We start from the raw sequence: 19,834 nt of genomic DNA, 5'->3' as shown, positions 1-19,834 counted from the left end.
ACCTGTGTTTTGCAAATGTTTTTTTGTTGAAAACAGTCTGTTAATCATCACATAATTTTAGTTATAAGCATATGCTTATGACGTCTACGGCAAGGTCGTCAGCGTTTGCGCAACAACACCGCGAACAAAAACCAATTACAAGAAAGACGTGAAGGACTTATTTATGAGCAATTTCAACCCGTCGCGGCGCCGCTTTATCAAAAGCGCCGTGATTGCGGGGGTCTCCGTGTACCTAGCCCCCCTGTACAGCCGCGCCTACGCCGCGCTGTTCGAGCAAAAAATCCTCCAGTCACCTAACTGGGATCCGCAGACCAAGCGCGTCCGTTTCCGCATCGATGGCCGCGCCAAGGTTATGGGGCAGAAGGTGTTCGCGCGCGATATCCGCGCGGTGGACATGCCGCACTGGCCGCAGAAACAGGCGCACGCCTTCATTCTGCGCGTCACCAAAGCCGACCGGCTGTTCGAAGGGGTCGATCTGTCGCTGTTGGGGGACGACCTGCAGCCGGATCGCCTGGTGACGGCGGAAGATCTGGCGCGCGATGGCCTGGCCTTCCCGGCGTTCTACGGTGACGACATGCTGCTGCCGAGCGGCAAAACCCCGGCCTACCTCGGCCAGGCGGTGGCGATCCTGATCTATCACGACTTCGCCCGATTCCGCTTTGCCAAGGACAAGCTGAAATTCCGTGAAGAGACCATCAAATTCGGCGCGGTCACCGGCCCGCTGGAGCGCGATCCCTGGGGCAGCTTCCGCTATGTGCGGGTGGGGGGCGATCAACCGTTCGACGACGATCGCTTCTCCAGCCTGAAGGACACGCCAATCTTCCCGGTATCGATGAAAAAGCACCTGCCGGTGTGGCCGGAAGGGCGCGAGGGCGGCAAGCTGGATCAGGAAGGCATGCGCTATGCGGGCCAGATCGCCGACGAGATGGCCAACCCGCCGGCCGACTGGCTGGTGATGTCACGCCGCTACACCACGCAGTCGATCGATACCTCGGCGCTGGAGCCGGACAACGCCAACGGCTGGTTCGACGCGCAGACGCAAACCCTGCATCTGGTGGTGCCGACCCAGTCGCCGCAGGAAGTGGCCGACGAGATGCCGCGCATGCTGGCCAAGCGCAACCCGCCGGTGAAACAGCTAATCCTGCACCCGTGCTACACCGTGGGCTACGGCTCGAAAGATCACTACAACTTCCCCTATTACGGCGCAGTGGCGGCGATGTACGGCGACGGCCACCCGGTGCGCCTGGCCAATGACCGCTTCGAGCAGTTCCAGACGGCGCTGAAGCGCCACGCGTTCGACATGAACTATCGCATCGCGGTGAATCGCCAGACCGGCGTTATGCAGTCGTTCCTCGGTGACATGACGGCGGACGGCGGCGGCCGCAGCAACTTTACCCCTTCGGTGGTGATGGTTGGCGCGACCGCCGCCCAGTCGATTTACTACTTCCCAAAAAGCGATCTGTCGTCGGTCGGGCTGGCCTCACGCGCCATCGACGCCGGTTCGGCGCGCGGTTACGGCACGCTGCAGAGCATGGCCGCCACCGAGATGATGGTGGATGAGCTGGCCGCCGAGCTGAAGATCGACCCGATCGAGTTCCGCCTGCGCAACGTGCTGAAATCCGGCATGAAAAACACCCAAGGGGCGATCCCGGCCGGTGCGATCCGCGCCGATGAAGTGCTGGAGAAGGCGGCGAAGCATGAGATGTGGCTCAAGCGCGCCGAACGCAAGGCCGAGTTTGAGAGCCGCTATCCCGGCAAGCGCTATGGCGTTGGCTTCGGCTGCGTGCAGAAAGACTTCGGCACCGGGGCGGAAACCTCGTTCGCCCGGGTGGAGCTGAGCGAAGACGGGCGCATCACCCTGCATCACAGCGGCGCGGAGATGGGCACCGGCATGTCGACCTCGCAGTCGGTACTGTGCGCGCAGTGGCTGGGCAAACCGGCCGACGAAGCGCACTTCTCGGTCACCGACTGGTCGGTACTGCCGATGGTCACCAGCGGCGATCCTTACCTGATGTCGCAAGAAGAGCAGGACAAGCTGCAAACCAACCCCAACTGGACGCCGAGCTACTGTTCGCCGTCGAGCGCCAGCAATTCGGCCTATTACTTCTCGCACAGCACCCGCGAAGCGGCGCGCCTGATCTTCGATCACGGCCTGTGGCCGGCGGCGATGGCGCTGTGGCAGGCCGGTATCGGCGGCGGCCAGGCGGCGCCGCTGGTGGTGCGGCGCGAAGATGCGCGTTGGGTCGAAGGCGGCCTGACGGCGGCGGGCATGTCGGTGCTGAGCCTCGAGCTGCTGGCCAAGACGGCTTATCAGATGGGCGGCGTCACCGGCGCGGCGGTGCACGTGTTCAACCGCTGGCAGTGGGCGGAGGCCGATTTCACGTTGAACGGCAAAAGCGAGCGCCTGCCGGTCGACGGCATGGCGCTGCGCAACGCCGGCGGCGAATTCAAACCGCTGGCGCGCGGGCAGGTCTATTATCCGCCGACCCAGCGCAACAATGCGGCGGTGACCTACTACAGTGCCGTTGGCACGCTGGCGGAAGTGGCGGTGGATATCGCCACCGGCCAGGTGGAATTGCTGAATCACCACTCGATCATGGAGTGTGGCAACCTGATCGTGCCGGAACTGGTTTCCGGCCAACTGCAGGGCGGGCTGGCGATGGGGATCGGCCATGCGCTGCACGAATATTTACCGCTGTACGAAGACGGCCCGGGCAACGGCACCTGGAACTTCAACCGTTACCACCTGCCGCGCGCTAGTGACGTGGCGGTGTGGAAGCAGAGCGGCGACATCCTGCCGGCGCTGTCGGAAACCGATCCGCCGAAAGGCATGGCGGAGGTGGTGATGATCCCGATCGTGGCCGCGCTGGTCAACGCCATCGCCGACGCCACCGGCCACCGTTTCCGTGATTTGCCCGTTCGTGCAGAAAATATTCGTGAGGTATTACAATGAGCATTAAAACCCAGCCGATTTCCCTGACCATCAACGAAAAGCAGTACGGCCCGATCGAGGTGCCGGAAGGCTTGATGATGATCGATTTCCTGCACGAGTACCTTGATCTGACCGGTTCGCGCCTCGGCTGCGGGCAGGGCATTTGCCACGCCTGCGTGGCGATCGTCGATCACTCGAGCGGCACCAGCGAAGAGGTGCGCACCTGCATCACCGGCGCGCATTTCTTCAACGGCAAGAAAGTGCGTACCGTCGAAGGCCACGCCAAGGTGGACGAGCAGGGCGAGGTGGTTGAACTGTCGCCGATCCAGCAGGCGTTTCTGGAGCACTACAGCTTCCAGTGCGGCTACTGCACGCCGGGCTTCGTCAACGCCGCCACCATTTTTGTGGAAAAGCTCAAGCGTGAACCTATCGCTCGCGAGCAGCTGGAAAGCGCCATCGAGCAGGCGCTGGACAGCCACATCTGCCGCTGCACCGGTTATGTGCGCTACTACGAAGCGGTGCGCGACGTGGTGCTGAAAACGCCGGGCCTGCTGAAGGAGACGGCGCAATGAAAAAACGTCTCGCAGTATTGATTGTGCTGGTGGCGATCGTGGTGATTGCGCTGCTGTGGTGGCGGGAAAACCGGCGTTACGACGGCCCGGTGCAGCAGGTGAGCGCCGGCGCCGAACAGATCGCCCGCGGCCGCTATCTGGCGCAGGCAGCCGACTGCGCCGCCTGCCATACCGCCAGCGGCGGGGCGCCGTTGGCCGGCGGCTATCCGCTGGACACGCCGTTTGGCACGATTTACGGCAGCAACCTGACGCCGTCGGCCGACCACGGCATCGGGCGCTGGACCAAGGACGACTTCTTCCTGGCGCTGACGCAGGGCGTGGCGCCGGGCGGGCGACACCTGTACCCGGCGATGCCTTACACCTCGTACAAGGGCATATCGCGTCAGGATGCCGACGACATCTACGCTTACCTGATGACGCGCCCGGCGGTGGACGTCGCCATTCCGGCCAATGAGATGCCGTTCCCGTTCAACCAGCGCATGGCGCTGATCGGCTGGAACCTGCTGTTCCGCAGCCAGGATCCGCTGCCGGCCAGCTCGCAGGGCAGCTCGTCGCAATGGCAGCGCGGTCGCTATCTGGCCGACGTGCTGGGCCACTGTGGCGAATGCCACACGCCGCGCGGCGCGCTGGGGCAGATGGATCTCGGCAAGCCGATGCAGGGCGGCGATCTCGGCCGCTTCATGGCGCCGGACATTACGCCGCACGGCCTGGCGCAGCGCGGCTGGACACCGCAGGACGTCAGCCGCTTCCTTGGCACCGGCCTCGCGCCGCAGGGTTCGGCCTTCAGTGAGATGCATATGGTGGTGGATCTCAGCACCCGTCATTTGACGCCAGAAGACCATCAAGCGCTGGCGCAGTATCTGATGGGCGAGCAGCCGCCAGCGGCGGTGCCGGTGAAAATGGGGCAGGGCAGCGATGCCGGGCGCATGACCTATCTGGATCAGTGCGCCGGCTGTCATGCGCGCGAAGGCGAAGGCAAACCGCACGTCGCACCGGCGATGCGCGATAACGCCACGCTGCGCCAGGCGGACGGCAAGAACCTGATCGTGTCGGTGCTGGACGGCCTGCCGGCCCAGCAGTTCCCGAACGGTGAAAGCATGCAGAGCATGCCGGGCTTCGGCGAGCGTCTGAGCGATGCCGACGTGGCGGAACTGGTAAATTACCTGCGGGTGACCTGGGGCGGTTTGCCGGCGGACGTCACCGCCGAGCAGGTGAAAGCGCTGCGCAAGTAAGCGGCGTTCAGACGAAAAAAATGGCCCGCATCTGCGGGCCATTTTATTGCGCGGTCACGGGATTCAACGGCTGGTGACGCCGTCGACGCGTTGGCTGCGCTGTTTGATGGCGTAACCGACGGCCAGGATCGCCACCCATACCGGGATCAGCAGCACCGAGATTTGAATGCCCGGCGTCAGGTACATGATCACCAGGATGCCGGCCATGAACAGCAGGCACAGGTAGTTGCTGAACGGGTACCAGAACGCTTTGAACTTCGGCACCACGCCTTCGCGGTTTTTGGCGGCGCGGAACTTCAGGTGCGCCAGGCTGATCATCGCCCAGTTGATCACCAGCGCCGACACCACCAACGCCATCAGCAGTTCGAAGGCACGGCCCGGGATCAGGTAGTTAATCAGCACGCACAGCGCGGTGGCGAGGGCGGAGATGCCGATGGCCACCACCGGCACGCCGCGGCCGTCGACCTTCAGCAGGCTTTTCGGGCCGTTGCCCTGCTGCGCCAGACCGTACAGCATGCGGCTGTTGCAGTAGACGCAGCTGTTGTACACCGACAGCGCGGCGGTGAGCACCACGACGTTCAGCACGGTCGCCACCAGGTTGCTGTTCAGCGCGTGGAAGATCAGCACGAACGGGCTGCCGCCTTCGACCACTTTGCCCCACGGGTACAGCGACAGCAGAATGGCCAGCGAACCGATATAGAAGATCAGGATGCGGTAGATCACCTGATTGGTGGCTTTCGGAATGCTCTTTTGCGGGTTGTCGGCTTCGGCGGCGGTGATGCCAACCAGTTCGAGGCCGCCGAAGGAGAACATGATCACCGCCATCGCCATCACCAGGCCCATGACGCCGTTCGGGAAGAACCCGCCCTGCGCCCACAGGTTGGTGACGGTGGCTTCCGGGCCGCCCATGCCGCTGAACAGCAGGTAGGCGCCGAACACGATCATGCCGATAATCGCCACCACCTTGATGATGGCGAACCAGAACTCCATCTCGCCGTAAACTTTAACGTTGGCGAGGTTGATGGCGTTGATCGCCAGGAAGAATACCGCGGCGGAGACCCAGGTCGGGATCTCCGGCCACCAGTACTGCACGTAGATGCCGACCGCGGTCAGCTCCGCCATCGCCACCAGGACATACAGCACCCAGTAGTTCCAGCCGGAGGCGAAGCCGGCGAAGTTACCCCAGTATTTGTAGGCGAAGTGGCTGAAGGAACCGGCGACCGGCTCTTCCACCACCATTTCCCCCAGCTGGCGCATGATCAGAAACGCGATGAAGCCGCCGATGGCGTAGCCGAGAAGCACTGACGGGCCGGCCATTTTTATTGTTTGAGCGATACCGAGAAATAACCCGGTACCGATTGCGCCACCTAAGGCGATGAGCTGAATATGGCGGTTTTTCAGGCCGCGTTTCAGCTGGTCACCCTGCTGTTGACCATCCATCAATCTAACCCTCTGTCGTTGTGAATGCCATCTGCCTGTAAAGCAGTGGTTACGATGTGTGTTTTGTTTTATTTACGGCGTTATAGCTATTAATTCCACGGCGCCGCTACCGTTTGGCAGAGAATAATGTTATGCGCGTCGGTTTGCACCTGCTTTGTCGTGTGAGTGATTAAGATTGCAGCAGTTTAGGAAACAAAATGCGGGTTGTGTGACGGCGGGGGGGATTCAGTGCATGAAATAAGCAACAAATCACATAATGCGCAAAAATAACGTAGATCTGAACGGTGGGGTGCGTTCAAATAATGAACGAACCGCCGTTGCGCTGCTCGCCAAATAGCCATTCATTAAAGCGTCATAACCATGCAATAAAACTCGGGCAAAAAGTTTGCACTCTGCCTTGCGTAAGGTTTGGTAAAAGTTAAATCCCCAACCCGCCGCGTAAATGGTAATACCATCACGGCGTTACCGGTTTGCAGCGGGGTTTTCAGCGGGGTGTTAAAATGTGCGGGTAACCTGATTTCGATCAAGGCCCGTATGGACAGGAGGTGAATACTTTGTTACTTTACCGTCACGTTTTTGAAATTGGTATTACCAATTGACTCCGCGCCATTCGCAGAGAAGAATTCACTCATGGCCTACAGCAAAATCCGCCAACCCAAGTTGTCAGATGTTATCGAGCAACAGCTCGAATACCTGATCCTCGAGGGGACACTGCGCCCAGGCGAAAAACTGCCTCCGGAGCGCGAGCTGGCGAAACAATTTGATGTCTCCCGTCCTTCTCTGAGAGAGGCCATTCAGCGCCTTGAAGCGAAAGGGCTGCTCCTGCGCCGTCAGGGCGGCGGCACCTTCGTGCAAACTAATCTGTGGCAGAGCTTCAGCGATCCGCTGGCCGAGCTGCTGGCCGACCATCCCGAATCACAGTTCGATCTGCTGGAAACCCGTCACGCGCTGGAAGGCATTGCCGCCTATTACGCGGCGCTGCGCGGCACCGATGAAGATCTGGCGCGCATCCGCGATTGCCACATCGTGATTCAACAGGCTCAAGACAGCGGCGATCTCGACGCCGAGGCCGATGCGGTCATGCAGTATCAAATCGCCGTGACTGAAGCCGCTCACAACGTTGTGTTACTTCACCTGCTACGCTGCATGGGGCCGATGCTGGAACAGAACGTGCGTCAGAACTTTGAATTGCTCTACTCGCGCCGTGAGATGTTGGCAAAAGTGAGCAGCCACCGCGCCGGAATTTTTGAGGCGATTGTGGCACGCGAGCCGGAAAAGGCCCGTGAAGCCTCGCATCGCCACTTGGCGTTTATCGAGGAAATCTTGCTGGATCTCAGCCGGGAGCATACTCGGCGCGAGAGATCGCTACGGCGTCTCCAGCAACGCAAGGATTAAGAGCTGTCCTCTTCAGGGTACACCAGCCTGCGGGGGTTAAGTTCGAGGTACTTAGTTAAGTACTTAAGCGGCAACTAAACTGATGGGCCTGTCTTCGTGTGTTTTTGCACAGAGCACAGGAAGACAGGCTCCAAACAAACCATTAGACAGATAAGGAATACCACCATGTCAGAACGTTTAAACAATGACGTGGATCCGATCGAAACCCGCGACTGGCTGCAGGCGATCGAATCGGTCATCCGTGAAGAGGGTGTTGAGCGAGCTCAGTTTCTGATTGATCAGGTATTGGGAGAAGCCCGCAAAGGCGGCGTTAACGTTGCGGCCGGTGCTGCAGCGCACAACTACGTCAACACCATCGCGGTAGAAGACGAACCGGCCTACCCAGGCAACCTGGATCTGGAACGCCGCATTCGCTCTGCGATCCGTTGGAACGCGATCATGACCGTTCTGCGCGCATCCAAAAAAGACCTGGAGCTGGGCGGCCACATGGCTTCCTTCCAGTCTTCCGCGACCTTCTATGAAGTCTGCTTTAACCACTTCTTCCGCGCACGCAACGAGAAAGACGGCGGCGACCTGGTGTACTTCCAGGGCCACATCTCTCCGGGCGTTTACGCGCGTGCCTTCCTTGAAGGCCGCCTGACCGAAGAACAGATGAACAACTTCCGTCAGGAAGTGCACGGCAACGGCCTGTCCTCTTACCCGCATCCTAAGCTGATGCCGGAATTCTGGCAGTTCCCGACCGTATCCATGGGCCTGGGCCCAATCAGCGCCATCTATCAGGCGAAGTTCCTGAAATACCTGGAACACCGCGGCCTGAAAGACACCTCTGAGCAGACCGTTTACGCCTTCCTGGGCGACGGTGAGATGGATGAGCCGGAATCCAAAGGCGCCATCACCATCGCGACTCGCGAGAAGCTGGACAACCTGGTGTTCGTCATCAACTGCAACCTGCAGCGCCTGGACGGCCCGGTCACCGGTAACGGCAAGATCATCAACGAACTGGAAGGCATCTTCTCCGGCGCAGGCTGGCAGGTGCTGAAAGTGATCTGGGGCGGCCGTTGGGACGAGCTGCTGCGCAAAGACACCAGCGGTAAACTGGTTCAGCTGATGAACGAGACCCTGGACGGCGACTACCAGACCTTCAAATCCAAAGACGGCGCTTACGTGCGCGAGCACTTCTTCGGCCGTTACCCGGAAACCGCTGCGCTGGTCAAAGACATGACCGACGACGAAATCTGGGCGCTGAACCGTGGTGGTCACGATCCGAAGAAAATCTTCGCTGCACTGAAAAAAGCGCAGGACACCAAAGGCAAACCGACCGTTATCCTGGCCCACACCATCAAAGGTTACGGCATGGGTGAAACCGCGGAAGGTAAAAACATCGCTCACCAGGTGAAGAAAATGAACATGGAAGGGGTTCACCACTTCCGCGATCGTTTCAACGTGCCGGTTGCCGATGCTGACATCGAAAAACTGCCGTACATCACCTTCGAGAAAGAGTCCGAAGAGTACAAATACCTGCACGAACGTCGCCAGGCGCTGAAAGGCTACGTGCCTACCCGTCTGCCGGAGTTCACCCAGAAGCTGGAAATGCCGGCGCTGGAAGATTTCAGCTCGCTGCTGGAAGAGCAGAACAAAGAGATCTCCACCACTATCGCCTTCGTGCGTGCCCTGAACGTGATGCTGAAGAACAAGTCGATCAAAGATCGCCTGGTGCCAATCATCGCCGACGAAGCGCGTACTTTCGGTATGGAAGGTCTGTTCCGTCAGATCGGTATCTACAGCCCGAACGGCCAGCAGTACACCCCGCAGGACCGTGAGCAGGTTGCTTACTACAAAGAAGACGAGAAAGGCCAAATCCTGCAGGAAGGCATCAACGAACTGGGCGCAGCTTCTTCCTGGCTGGCCGCAGCGACTTCCTACAGCACCAACGATCTGCCGATGATTCCGTTCTACATCTACTACTCGATGTTCGGTTTCCAACGTATCGGCGACCTGTGCTGGGCAGCGGGCGACCAACAGGCGCGTGGCTTCCTGATCGGCGGGACCTCGGGCCGTACTACCCTGAACGGCGAAGGTCTGCAGCACGAAGATGGCCACAGCCACATTCAGTCTCTGACCATCCCTAACTGCATCTCTTACGATCCGGCTTACGCGTACGAAGTGGCGGTGATCATGCACGACGGTCTGGTGCGCATGTATGGCGACAACCCAGAAAACGTGTACTACTACCTGACCACGCTGAACGAAAACTACCACATGCCTGCGATGCCGCAGGGTGCGGAAGAAGGTATCCGCAAGGGTATCTACAAGCTGGAAACGCTGGAAGGCAGCAAAGGCAAGGTACAGCTGCTGGGCTCCGGCGCTATCCTGCGCCACGTGCGCGAAGCTGCGCAGATCCTGGCGAAGGACTACGGCGTGGGTTCCGACACCTACAGCGTGACCTCGTTCACCGAACTGGCGCGCGACGGCCAGGATTGCGAGCGCTGGAACATGCTGCACCCAACCGAAACGCCACGCGTGCCTTACATCGCTCAGGTGATGAGCGACGCGCCAGCGGTAGCGTCTACCGACTACATGAAACTGTTCGCTGAACAGGTTCGTACTTATGTGCCGGCCAGCGATTATCGCGTACTGGGCACCGACGGCTTCGGTCGTTCGGACAGCCGCGAAAACCTGCGTCACCACTTCGAAGTCGATGCGTCCTACGTGGTGGTTGCTGCTCTGGGTGAACTGGCTAAACGCGGTGAGATCGAAGCTTCTGTGGTTGCTGATGCAATCAAGAAATTCGACATCAACCCGGAAAAAGTTAACCCGCGTCTGGCCTAAGAGGTACTGAATAATGTCTATCGAAATCAACGTACCGGACATCGGTGCAGATGAAGTCGAAATCACCGAGATTCTGGTGAAGGTCGGCGATAAAGTTGAAGCGGAACAATCGCTGATCACCGTGGAAGGCGACAAGGCTTCCATGGAAGTGCCCTCCCCGCAGGCGGGCGTGGTGAAAGAGATCAAAGTGGCGGTCGGCGATAAAACCGAAACCGGCAAACTGATCATGATCTTCGAAGCGGCAGGCGCAGCGGAAGCTGCACCGGCGGCGAAAGCGGAAGAAAAACCGGCGGCAGCAGCAGCTGCTCCGGCTGCCGCTGCGGCCAAAGACGTTGCCGTGCCGGACATCGGCGCCGACGAAGTCGAAGTGACCGAGATCCTGGTGAAAGTGGGCGACAAGGTGGAAGCTGAGCAGTCCCTGATCACTGTGGAAGGCGACAAGGCTTCCATGGAAGTCCCTGCGCCGTTCGCGGGCACCGTGAAAGAGATCAAGATCGCGACCGGCGACAAAGTGAAAACCGGTTCCCTGATCATGGTGTTCGAAGTGGCCGGCGCCGCTTCCGCTGCGGCCCCGGCTGCGGCGCAAGCCCCTGCCGCCGCTGCAGCACCTGCGGCCTCTGCAGCCAAAGACGTCGCCGTGCCGGATATCGGCGGTGACGAAGTCGAAGTGACCGAAGTGATGGTTAAGGTGGGCGACAAGGTTGCCGCCGAGCAGTCTCTGATCACCGTGGAAGGCGACAAGGCCTCCATGGAAGTGCCTGCGCCGTTCGCGGGTACCGTGAAAGAGATCAAGATCGCGACCGGCGACAAAGTGAAAACCGGCTCCCTGATCATGGTGTTCGAAGTGGAAGGCGCTGCGCCTGCCGCTGCCGCCGCTCCAGCCGCTAAAGCGGACGCTGCGCCGGCGCCGGCCGCCGCTAAAGCCGCCGCTCCGGCTGCGAAAGCTGACGATAAAGGCGAGTTCGCCGAGAACGCGGCATACGTGCACGCGACCCCTGTCATTCGTCGTCTGGCGCGTGAATTCGGCGTTAACCTGGCGAAAGTGAAGGGCACCGGTCGTAAAGGCCGCATCCTGCGCGAAGACGTTCAGACTTACGTGAAAGACGCGGTGAAACGCGCTGAAGCAGCTCCGGCTGCTGCTGGCGGCGGTCTGCCAGGCATGTTGCCATGGCCGAAAGTGGACTTCAGCAAGTTCGGCGAGATCGAAGAAGTCGAAATGGGCCGCATCCAGAAGATCTCTGGCGCGAACCTGAGCCGCAACTGGGTGATGATCCCGCACGTGACTCACTTCGACAAAACCGACATCACCGATCTGGAAGCGTTCCGCAAGCAACAGAACGAAGAAGCGGCCAAGCGCAAGCTGGACGTGAAGTTCACGCCTGTCGTGTTCATCATGAAAGCCGTTGCTGCCGCTCTGGAGCAGATGCCGCGCTTCAACAGCTCGCTGTCCGAAGATGGCCAGAAGCTGACGCTGAAGAAATACATCAACATCGGCGTGGCGGTAGATACCCCGAACGGCCTGGTGGTTCCGGTGTTCAAGGACGTGAACAAGAAGAGCATCACCGAGCTGTCTCGCGAACTGATGGCCATCTCCAAGAAAGCGCGCGACGGCAAGTTGACCGCGGGCGAGATGCAGGGCGGCTGCTTCACCATCTCCAGCCTGGGTGGCATCGGGACGACTCACTTCGCGCCGATCGTCAACGCGCCGGAAGTGGCTATCCTGGGCGTCTCCAAGTCTGCGATGGAGCCGGTCTGGAACGGTAAAGAGTTCATGCCGCGCCTGATGATGCCGATGTCGCTGTCCTTCGACCACCGCGTTATCGACGGTGCCGATGGTGCGCGCTTCATCACCATCATCAACAACATGTTGTCCGACATTCGCCGTCTGGTGATGTAATGCAAAAGGGGCGCAGCATGCTGCGCCCCTGATGATTCTGTAGCAGTTTTGTCGGATTTTGCACAACTCGACAAAATTGTTGAGACACGGGTCACTCGAACACGCTTTGCAGATTATTAACAATTCTGTAAACTGCTCGCGGTGTAAGCGTCCCGGTGGATGAAGGGCGTTATGAGATCGATTAGCAATAAAAATGACGTCTGACCCGCCGGACAATCAATTAAGAGGTCATGATGAGTACTGAAATTAAAACTCAGGTCGTGGTACTTGGGGCGGGCCCGGCAGGTTACTCTGCAGCCTTTCGTTGCGCTGACTTAGGTCTTGAAACCGTTCTGGTTGAACGTTATTCCACTCTGGGCGGGGTTTGCCTGAACGTGGGATGTATCCCTTCCAAAGCACTGCTGCACGTTGCCAAAGTGATCGAAGAAGCCAAAGCGCTGGCCGAACACGGCATCGTTTTCGGCGAGCCGAAAACCGACATCGACAAAGTGCGCGTCTGGAAAGAAAAAGTCATCACTCAGCTGACCGGCGGTCTGGCTGGCATGGCGAAAGGCCGTAAAGTGAAAGTGGTCAACGGCTTGGGCAAGTTCACCGGCGCTAACACCCTGGTTGTGGAAGGCGAAAACGGCCCAACCACCATCAACTTCGACAACGCCATCATCGCTGCAGGTTCTCGTCCGATCCAACTGCCATTCATTCCTCATGAAGATCCACGCGTGTGGGATTCCACCGATGCGCTGGAGCTGAAAACCGTCCCAGAGCGTCTGCTGGTTATGGGCGGCGGCATCATCGGCCTGGAAATGGGCACCGTATACCATGCACTGGGTTCACAGATCGACGTCGTTGAAATGTTCGATCAGGTTATCCCGGCGGCAGATAAAGACGTGGTGAAAGTCTTCACCAAGCGTATCAGCAAGCAGTTCAACCTGATGCTGGAAACCAAAGTGACCGCGGTAGAAGCCAAAGAAGACGGCATCTACGTCACGATGGAAGGTAAAAAAGCGCCAGCAGAACCACAGCGTTACGACGCGGTGCTGGTGGCGATCGGCCGCGTGCCGAACGGCAAACTGCTGGATGCTGGCAAAGCCGGTGTTGAAGTTGACGAGCGTGGCTTCATCAACGTCGACAAACAGCTGCGTACCAACGTGCCGCACATCTTCGCTATCGGCGACATCGTCGGTCAGCCGATGCTGGCGCACAAAGGCGTGCACGAAGGCCACGTTGCCGCAGAAGTTATCGCCGGCATGAAGCACTACTTCGATCCGAAAGTGATCCCATCCATCGCTTACACCGAGCCGGAAGTGGCATGGGTGGGTCTGACCGAGAAAGAAGCGAAAGAGAAAGGCATCAGCTACGAAACCTCCACCTTCCCGTGGGCGGCTTCCGGCCGTGCGATCGCTTCCGACTGTGCAGACGGCATGACCAAACTGATCTTCGACAAAGAAACTCACCGCATCATCGGTGGCGCGATTGTCGGCACCAACGGCGGTGAACTGCTGGGTGAAATCGGTCTGGCTATCGAGATGGGCTGCGACGCGGAAGACATCGCGCTGACCATCCACGCTCACCCGACCCTGCACGAATCCGTGGGCCTGGCGGCGGAAATCTACGAAGGCAGCATCACCGACCTGCCTAACCCGAAAGCCAAGAAGAAGTAATTCTGCTGGTTTGACCGGTTAACAAGCGGCTCCTGAGAAGGGGCCGTTTTTTTTGCTCAGATGCACCAAGCGGTATTTTTGTGGCAGTTGCGCCAAATTCCGATCCTCATGCTTATATCCATTTTAATTATGTGGATATAATGCCCTGTTTGTCCGGCAGCCGATTACGCTGCGCTCAACGATTCAGCAAAGATTTAATGTTGCTTTTATGTGAACGAATTAACAACCGTTTCAAATCCTGATATGCTGGCTGAGCGGAACCGGGCACTGTACCTTACAGTCCAGGACATCGACAGCAGTGCCCCGTCAGGATAGATGGCATCAATATCGCCGTGCGCTCTACCCATCAGTCTTTCATGCTGTAACGCTGTTTGACCGTGCTTGTTTGCCCCAATCACCGTTTCGGGGCCTTTACGGGCCGATCGCCTAGCCACAGAGTGAAACCCCAAGGGTATAAACCCGGTTTGCATATACGCCAGGCACAATAAATGACAATGAGAGCGAGGAGAACGTCGTGCTAGAAGAATACCGTAAGCACGTAGCCGAGCGTGCTGCTGAGGGCATCGCCCCTAAGCCGCTAGACGCCACCCAAATGGCCGCGCTGGTCGAACTACTGAAGAATCCGCCAAAAGGCGAAGAAGAATTCCTGTTAGACCTGCTGATTAACCGTGTTCCACCGGGCGTCGACGAAGCCGCCTACGTTAAAGCAGGTTTCCTGGCGGCCATCGCCAAAGGCGAAGCGACATCCCCCCTGGTTACCCCCGAGAAAGCCATTGAACTGTTAGGCACCATGCAGGGCGGCTATAACATTCATCCGCTGATCGAAGCCCTGGACAACGAAAAGCTGGCGCCTATCGCCGCCAAAGCGCTGTCCCACACGCTGCTGATGTTCGACAACTTCTACGATGTGGAAGAGAAGGCGAAAGCCGGCAACGCGCACGCCAAGCAGATCATGCAGTCCTGGGCCGATGCTGAATGGTACCTGTCGCGCCCGGAGCTGGCGGAAAAGATCACCGTCACCGTGTTCAAAGTGACCGGCGAAACCAACACCGATGACCTGTCTCCGGCGCCGGACGCCTGGTCGCGCCCGGATATCCCGCTGCACGCGCTGGCGATGCTGAAAAACGAACGTGAAGGCATCGTGCCGGATCAGCCGGGCAGCGTCGGCCCGATAAAACAGATCGAGCTGCTGAACAAGAAAGGCTTCCCGCTGGCCTACGTCGGCGACGTGGTCGGCACCGGTTCCTCCCGTAAATCCGCCACCAACTCGGTGCTGTGGTTCATGGGTGATGACATCCCGCACGTGCCGAACAAGCGCGGCGGCGGCGTGGTGCTGGGCGGCAAGATTGCACCTATCTTCTTCAACACCATGGAAGATGCCGGCGCATTGCCGATCGAAGTGGACGTGTCCGAGCTGAACATGGGCGACGTGATCGACGTTTACCCGTACAAAGGTGAAGTACGCAACCACGAGACTGGCGCGCTGATCGCCAACTTCGAGCTGAAAACCGACGTGCTGCTGGATGAAGTGCGCGCCGGCGGCCGTATCCCGCTGATCATCGGCCGCGGCCTGACCACCAAGGCGCGCGAAGCGCTGGGCCTGCCGCACAGCGACGTGTTCCGTATCGCCAAACCGGTTGCCGCGAGCAGCAAAGGCTTCTCGCTGGCGCAGAAAATGGTCGGCCGCGCCTGCGGCGTCGCCGGCATTCGCCCTGGCGAATACTGCGAGCCGAAGATGACCTCCGTCGGCTCTCAGGACACCACCGGCCCGATGACCCGCGATGAGCTGAAAGACCTGGCCTGCCTCGGCTTCTCCGCCGATCTGGTCATGCAGTCGTTCTGCCACACCGCCGCGTACCCGAAACCGGTCGACGTGACCACGCACCACACGCTGCCTGACTTCATCATGAACCGCGGCGGCGTCTCGCTGCGCCCGGGCGACGGCGTGATCCACTCCTGGCTGAACCGCATGCTGCTGCCTGACACCGTCGGCACCGGCGGCGATTCCCACACCCGCTTCCCGATCGGCATCTCCTTCCCGGCCGGTTCCGGCCTGGTGGCGTTTGCCGCCGCGACCGGCGTGATGCCGCTGGATATGCCTGAGTCGGTGCTGGTGCGCTTCAAAGGCAAAATGCAGCCGGGCATCACCCTGCGCGATCTGGTGCACGCCATCCCTTACTACGCGATCCAGCAGGGTCTGCTGACCGTCGAGAAGAAGGGCAAGAAAAACATCTTCTCCGGCCGCATTCTGGAGATCGAAGGCCTGCCGGATCTGAAGGTCGAGCAGGCGTTTGAGCTGACCGATGCGTCCGCCGAACGTTCCGCCGCCGGTTGTACCATCAAGCTGGACAAGGCGCCGATCGAAGAGTATCTGAACTCCAACATCGTGCTGCTGAAGTGGATGATCTCCGAAGGCTACGGCGATCGCCGTACGCTGGAGCGCCGTATTCAGGGCATGGAAAAATGGCTGGCGGATCCGCAACTGCTGGAAGGCGATGCGGATGCGGAATACGCAGCGGTGATCGACATCGATCTGAACGAGATCAAAGAGCCGATCCTGTGCGCGCCGAACGATCCTGACGATGCACGCCTGCTGTCGGACGTGGCTAACAGCAAAATCGATGAAGTGTTCATCGGTTCTTGCATGACCAACATCGGCCACTTCCGCGCGGCCGGCAAGCTGCTGGATCAGCACAAGGGCCAGCTGCCGACCCGTCTGTGGGTGGCGCCGCCAACCAAGATGGATGCGGCTCAGCTGACCGAAGAAGGCTACTACAGCGTCTTCGGCAAGAGCGGTGCGCGTATCGAGATCCCGGGCTGCTCGCTGTGTATGGGCAACCAGGCGCGCGTGGCGGACGGCGCGACGGTGGTATCCACCTCGACCCGTAACTTCCCGAACCGTCTGGGCACCGGTGCCAACGTCTATCTGGCGTCTGCCGAACTGGCCGCGGTAGCGTCCCTGTTGGGTCGCCTGCCGACGCCGGACGAGTACCAGACCTATATGGCGCAGGTCGACAAGACGGCGGCGGATACCTACCGCTACCTGAACTTTGACCAGCTGGGGCAGTACACCGAAAAAGCCGACGGCGTGATCTTCCAAACCGCCGTGTAAGCCGCTATATTGCGCAACTGTTTAACGGGAGGCCTTGGCCTCCCGTTTTATTTTGCTCAGTTGCCAACTTTGCGAGCGCTCACTGAGTTAGTCCGCCATTTATGTTTACACTAAGAAAAAGGGCTCAGGAGGGCATGCTATGGATTACGAATTTCTGCGTGACGTCACCGGTCAGGTGATCGTCAGATTTTCGATGGGGCATGAAGCGATTGGCCACTGGATCAACGAAGAAGTTAAAGGCGATTTCAACCTGCTGGACCGGATTGAAGCCGGTGCGGCCGAGGTCAAAGGCAGCGAGCGTCAATGGCAGCTGGAAGGCCATGAATATACGCTGCTGATGGATGGTGAAGAAGTGATGATCCGCGCCAATCAGCTGGAGTTCGAGGGCGATGAAATGGAAGAGGGGATGAACTACTACGACGAAGAAAGCCTCTCATTCTGCGGCGTTGAGGACTTCCTGCTGGTGTTGAAGGCCTATCGTTCTTTCATGCTGAAGTACTAAGCATCAGGGCGCGGCGTGCCGCGCCCTTTCCATCACAGATGCGGAATATTGCGGCCGTAATAGATTTCCTGCATCTCTTTCCATAACAGATTGGTGATCTGCTTGCGTTCGGCTGCGCTCAACGCCTCCGGCTCCGCGTTAAACAGGTAGTGCTTCAGATCGAAATCTTTCAGCAACATCTTGGTATGGAAGATATTTTCCTGGTAAACGTTCACGTCCATCATGTGGTACAGCGCCTTGATGTCTTCTGACATAAAGTTCTGGATCGAATTGATCTCGTGATCGATGTAATGTTTCACGCCGTTCACGTCGCGGGTAAAACCGCGCACGCGATAGTCCATGGTGACGATGTCGGATTCCAGCTGGTGAATTAAGTAGTTCAGCGCCTTGAGGGGCGAAATGACGCCGCAGGTCGAGACCTCGATATCGGCGCGAAAGGTGCATAGCCCGCCTTCCGGATGGCTTTCCGGGTAGGTATGTACGCAGATATGGCTTTTGTCCAGGTGCGCGACGACCGTATTCGGCAACGGGCCTGGGTGTTCCGACGTATCGACGTCTTTCGGATCGATGGGCTCTTCGCTGACCAGGATGGTGACGCTGGCGCCCTGCGGCTCGTAGTCCTGACGCGCGATGTTCAGAATATTGGCGCCGATGATCGAGCAGGTCTCGCTCAGGATCTCGGTCAGCCGGTTGGCGTTATATTGTTCGTCTATGTAGGCGATATAGCCGTCGCGATCGTCCGCGGTTTTGGCATAACAAATATCGTAAATACAAAAACTCAGGCTCTTGGTCAGGTTGTTGAAGCCGTGCAGTTTTAGCTTATGCAATTTAGGCCACCTCCTTTATCTTCTCGCTTAACGTGTTACGTTCAGGGCATTGAGCAAATATTGCGGCAGGGCAAAGCTGCCGACGTGAATTGCCGGGTTGTAATAACGGCAGTGTAGGCCGCTTTGGTTAAAGCGTTGTTGCAGAGTCGGCAGATCGATCTGGCGCAGTGCCGGGTTCTGGCTCGCCCAGGCAAAGGTCATGATGCCGCCGTAATAGGTCGGGATCGCCGCCTGATAGAAGCTGACGTCGCTAAAGTAGCGGCTCAGTTTGGCGTGGCTGTTGATTGCCTCGTCCTGTTGCAGGAAGCAGACGCCGTTCTGCGCAACGAAAATGCCGCCCTCATTCAGGCAGCGGGCGCAGCCTTCATAAAACGCCGAGGTGAACAGGCTTTCGCCGGGGCCGATCGGATCGGTGCAGTCGGAGATGATCACATCGAACGTTTCGTCGGTTTGATTCACGAAGTTGACGCCGTCGTCGATCACCAACTTGAAGCGCGGATCGTCATAGGCGCCGGCGCTGTGGTTGGGCAGGTATTGGCGGCAGAACTCGACGACACCGGCGTCGATCTCGACCATGGTGATCTGCTCCACGCCAGGATGCCGGCTGACTTCGCGCAGCATGCCGCCGTCGCCGCCGCCGATGATCAGCACTTTCTTCGCCTGGCCATGCGCCAGCAGCGGCACGTGGGTCAGCATTTCGTGATAGATGAACTCGTCACGCTCGGTGGTTTGCACCACGCCGTCGAGCGCCATCACGCGCCCCAGGACCGGGTTCTCGAAGATCACCAGATCCTGATGATCGGTCTTCTCGCGGTACAGCACCTTCTCTACCGAGAAATACTGGCCGAAGCCCGTATGCAGCGTTTCGTACCAAATTTCTTTCTGGGTCATGTGCGGGAAACTCCGTAATAACAGCCATGAAAAATCGGCGCAACATCATAGCTAACTCTGTCTGGCGATGCACGGTTGAATTTCAGACAGAGAGAGCGAAAGGCGGGTGGGGGAGAGGGGCTGAATTAGTTGGCGTAGGCCAGCAGGCTCAACGAGTCGCGCGCCAGCGATTTGCACTTCTTAGGCGTTGGAATGGCGATGCCGCTGAGATCGCGATAGCTGTCTTCGCCCAGTGCCTTCATGTTAAAGCTGTTGTAGTTGCTCAAATCCCAGCGGTTTTGTTGTGCGAAATAGACGATAGCGCGTTTGATTTGCACATTTGGCAAATCGTTGTAGCCGCAATCATTTTTCAAATAAATAAATACCGCCGTCAGATCGGCCAGATCTTCCGCCTCGGATTCATTCAGCGCCAGACTGGCGTTGGAGAAGCCCAGCATCGCCAGCAACAGCATCGATAACGTTGTTTTTTTCATCATGAAATAGGCCTGTTTGTCGTCTGCTGACGTTACCACACTTGCCTGTAAAGGCACCAAATTTTATTGCTGCC

13 protein-coding genes are annotated in these 19,834 nt (G+C 58.8%); 9 read left to right on the top strand and 4 right to left on the bottom strand.

Annotation, left to right across the window (positions count from 1 at the left end; translation table 11 throughout):
• Positions 1 to 163 precede the first annotated feature (163 nt).
• The 3 genes from ACMGGW_RS19275 to ACMGGW_RS19265 are packed head-to-tail and all read left to right on the top strand — an operon-like array spanning position 164 to position 4,736.
• Entirely contained in the window at positions 164 to 2,953 is a 2,790-nt protein-coding gene (locus ACMGGW_RS19275) for a xanthine dehydrogenase family protein molybdopterin-binding subunit (RefSeq protein ID WP_060434526.1), read from the top strand.
• Entirely contained in the window at positions 2,950 to 3,504 is a 555-nt protein-coding gene (locus ACMGGW_RS19270) for a (2Fe-2S)-binding protein (protein ID WP_127146935.1), read from the top strand. Before ACMGGW_RS19275 ends, ACMGGW_RS19270 begins: the two co-directional genes overlap by 4 nt.
• A complete protein-coding gene (locus ACMGGW_RS19265) occupies positions 3,501 to 4,736 on the top strand; it encodes a c-type cytochrome (RefSeq protein WP_197832260.1) in 1,236 nt (411 codons plus the stop codon). Before ACMGGW_RS19270 ends, ACMGGW_RS19265 begins: the two co-directional genes overlap by 4 nt.
• 63 nt (positions 4,737 to 4,799) lie before the next feature.
• On the opposite strand, the gene ACMGGW_RS19260 is transcribed toward ACMGGW_RS19265, so the two are convergent.
• Positions 4,800 to 6,176 carry an amino acid permease gene (locus ACMGGW_RS19260; protein ID WP_025304234.1) on the bottom strand — a complete coding sequence of 459 codons (1,377 nt, stop codon included), beginning with the start codon at positions 6,174 to 6,176 and terminating at the stop codon, positions 4,800 to 4,802.
• A gap of 630 nt (positions 6,177 to 6,806) precedes the next feature.
• Here ACMGGW_RS19260 and pdhR point away from each other — a divergent pair.
• From pdhR to yacL, 6 genes are all read left to right on the top strand, one after another.
• The gene (pdhR, locus tag ACMGGW_RS19255; protein WP_004937490.1) at positions 6,807 to 7,571 is read left to right on the top strand and encodes a pyruvate dehydrogenase complex transcriptional repressor PdhR; all 765 of its coding nucleotides are present in this window, start codon (positions 6,807 to 6,809) and stop codon (positions 7,569 to 7,571) included.
• Between the two features lie 165 nt (positions 7,572 to 7,736).
• Positions 7,737 to 10,400: a pyruvate dehydrogenase (acetyl-transferring), homodimeric type gene (gene aceE, locus ACMGGW_RS19250; RefSeq protein WP_025304233.1), complete on the top strand. Its 2,664-nt coding sequence runs from the start codon at positions 7,737 to 7,739 to the stop codon at positions 10,398 to 10,400.
• 13 nt (positions 10,401 to 10,413) lie between these two features.
• Positions 10,414 to 12,297, top strand: a complete 1,884-nt coding sequence (aceF, locus tag ACMGGW_RS19245; RefSeq protein ID WP_197832261.1) for a pyruvate dehydrogenase complex dihydrolipoyllysine-residue acetyltransferase — start codon at positions 10,414 to 10,416, stop codon at positions 12,295 to 12,297.
• A gap of 233 nt (positions 12,298 to 12,530) precedes the next feature.
• Positions 12,531 to 13,955, top strand: a complete 1,425-nt coding sequence (gene lpdA, locus ACMGGW_RS19240; RefSeq protein WP_004937500.1) for a dihydrolipoyl dehydrogenase — start codon at positions 12,531 to 12,533, stop codon at positions 13,953 to 13,955.
• A gap of 514 nt (positions 13,956 to 14,469) precedes the next feature.
• Positions 14,470 to 17,067 carry a bifunctional aconitate hydratase 2/2-methylisocitrate dehydratase gene (gene acnB, locus ACMGGW_RS19235; protein WP_043141310.1) on the top strand — a complete coding sequence of 866 codons (2,598 nt, stop codon included), beginning with the start codon at positions 14,470 to 14,472 and terminating at the stop codon, positions 17,065 to 17,067.
• Between the two features lie 139 nt (positions 17,068 to 17,206).
• Positions 17,207 to 17,569 (top strand): protein YacL, encoded by a 363-nt coding sequence (gene yacL / locus ACMGGW_RS19230; RefSeq protein ID WP_004937507.1) that lies wholly within the window; start codon positions 17,207 to 17,209, stop codon positions 17,567 to 17,569.
• A gap of 32 nt (positions 17,570 to 17,601) precedes the next feature.
• Here yacL and speD read toward each other — a convergent pair whose 3' ends face one another.
• The 3 genes from speD to ACMGGW_RS19215 all read right to left on the bottom strand — a co-directional run bounded on the left by speD (position 17,602) and on the right by ACMGGW_RS19215 (position 19,760).
• The gene (gene speD, locus ACMGGW_RS19225) at positions 17,602 to 18,396 is read right to left on the bottom strand and encodes an adenosylmethionine decarboxylase (RefSeq protein ID WP_197832262.1); all 795 of its coding nucleotides are present in this window, start codon (positions 18,394 to 18,396) and stop codon (positions 17,602 to 17,604) included.
• Positions 18,397 to 18,423: 27 nt separating this feature from the next.
• A complete protein-coding gene (gene speE, locus ACMGGW_RS19220) occupies positions 18,424 to 19,287 on the bottom strand; it encodes a polyamine aminopropyltransferase (RefSeq protein ID WP_043141308.1) in 864 nt (287 codons plus the stop codon).
• A 125-nt stretch (positions 19,288 to 19,412) separates the two neighbouring features.
• A complete protein-coding gene (locus tag ACMGGW_RS19215) occupies positions 19,413 to 19,760 on the bottom strand; it encodes a YacC family pilotin-like protein (RefSeq protein WP_033634347.1) in 348 nt (115 codons plus the stop codon).
• Positions 19,761 to 19,834 lie beyond the last annotated feature (74 nt).

It is taken from the genome of Serratia sp. BNK-4, from assembly GCF_048685115.1.
Classification (GTDB): domain Bacteria; phylum Pseudomonadota; class Gammaproteobacteria; order Enterobacterales; family Enterobacteriaceae; genus Serratia; species Serratia bockelmannii.
This window is presented reverse-complemented; position numbering and strand designations above follow the sequence as displayed.